1 protein-coding gene is annotated in these 1,312 nt (G+C 67.7%); it reads left to right on the top strand.

Translation table 11 applies throughout. The annotated features are described in order from the left end of the window. The first annotated feature begins 45 nt into the window (after positions 1 to 45). Positions 46 to 1,278, top strand: a complete 1,233-nt coding sequence (locus V5E28_RS48985) for an IS30 family transposase (protein ID WP_442946024.1) — start codon at positions 46 to 48, stop codon at positions 1,276 to 1,278. Positions 1,279 to 1,312 lie beyond the last annotated feature (34 nt).

Genomic DNA, 1,312 nt, shown 5'->3' with positions numbered 1-1,312 from the left:
CTTGGGTTCTAGGGTTCGTTGCAACACCCCACTTCAGGGGATGCGATGGACTTCGAGATCCGCAAGGTGCGCAAGGCGCAGGGGGCGAAGAAGCTCCGGGCTGAGCGGGAGGAATACTTTCGGCTCATGGCTCAGGGCTATGGCAACAAGGAAGCCTCACGGCTGGTCGGCGTCAATGAGCGGACCGGCCGTGAGTGGCGTAACGGGCGCTTCAGTCCCGGCCGGTTCCGGCCGCCCGCTCGACCCGAGCGGGCGGCCCGGCCCGCCCAAGAGGCTTCCCGCTACCTGCGTGAGGACGAGCGCATCCATATCGCTGACCGGCTGCGGGAGAAGGCCTCTGTCCGAACCATCGCCGCCGAGCTGGGTCGCAGCCCCTCCACGGTGAGCCGAGAGATCGCCCGTAACCGCACCGACGGCACCCGAGGCCAGTGGCACTACCGGCCCCACGCGGCCCAGGCACGCGCCGACGCTCGGCGTCCACGACCGAAAGTGGGGAAGTTAGGAGCCAACCCGGAACTGCGCGAGGCCGTCCAATCCTGGCTGGAGCTGGAATGGAGCCCCGAGCAGATCGCGCACATCCTGCGCATCCGGTTTCCCGACCGGCCGGAGATGCGAGTGTCGCACGAGACGATCTATCAGGCGCTCTACGTTCAAGGACGCGGGGAACTGCGCCGCGAGCTCACCCGGGCGCTGCGGACCGGCCGCACCGTCCGCAAACCGCATCGCCGTCCCGACCAGCGCCAGCCTCGGTTCGTCGCGCCCATGGTGATGATCAGCGACCGCCCCGCCGAGGCCGAGGAACGAGCCGTGCCCGGCCACTGGGAGGGCGATCTGATCATCGGCAAGGACCAGAAGTCCCAGATCGGGACGTTGGTCGAGCGCAGCACCCGCTACGTTCTGCTCGTCCACCTCCCACACGACCGCACCGCCGAGACCGTCCGGGACGCCCTGGCCGCCACGATGGCCACCCTGCCAGCCGAACTGAAGCGGTCGCTGACCTGGGACCAAGGCAGCGAGATGGGCCTGCACCACCAGTTCTCCATCGCCGCCGAGCTGCCGGTCTACTTCTGCGACCCGCACTCGCCCTGGCAGCGCGGCAGTAACGAGAACACCAACGGCTTGCTCCGCCAATACTTTCCCAAAGGGACCGACCTGTCCGTGCACAGCAGCGGCCATCTCGCCGCCGTCGCTGCCCGGTTGAACGGCCGGCCACGCAAAACGCTCGGCTGGGAAACCCCAGCCGAGCGTCTCACCAAGCTCCTGGCAACAGCCAGTTGATCAATCAGTGTTGCGACGACCCCTTGACTTCACC

Source organism: Nonomuraea sp. LPB2021202275-12-8, assembly GCF_037044575.1.
Taxonomy (GTDB): domain Bacteria; phylum Actinomycetota; class Actinomycetes; order Streptosporangiales; family Streptosporangiaceae; genus Nonomuraea.
The sequence above is the reverse complement of the archived record's forward strand: the minus strand, read 5'-3'. Positions and strand labels throughout refer to the sequence as shown.